The 250-nt window shown below is 50.4% G+C and carries 1 protein-coding gene; it reads left to right on the forward strand.

Annotated features, from left to right (window positions below):
• The coding region (locus BZJ21_RS16530; protein ID WP_201788239.1) for a hypothetical protein at positions 1 to 250 on the forward strand (250 nt) is incomplete at both ends.

The raw sequence follows: 250 nt of genomic DNA on the forward strand, positions 1-250 counted from the left end.
AAAAGTGGCAAAAGCGGCTGTTTTTACTATACTTTCTATATGCAAAAGGAACTTGAAAAGCCCTCGGGCATCACCCCGGAAATCCAGACCTACATCGACGGCCTGGTTCAACAATATGAATCCCGCATTGCTGCAATGTGGGAGCAATTCCGGCTAGCCCAGGCCAAAAAGTACCTGCCGCAAAGTGAGAAGTTCCCCGCTCAAGGCTGCTTGTTCAACGAAGCGGAAACCCTGGTCGACATCGGACCAT

The sequence above is a fragment of the Salinivibrio costicola subsp. alcaliphilus genome (genome assembly GCF_001996185.1).
Taxonomy (GTDB): Bacteria; Pseudomonadota; Gammaproteobacteria; order Enterobacterales; family Vibrionaceae; genus Salinivibrio; species Salinivibrio costicola.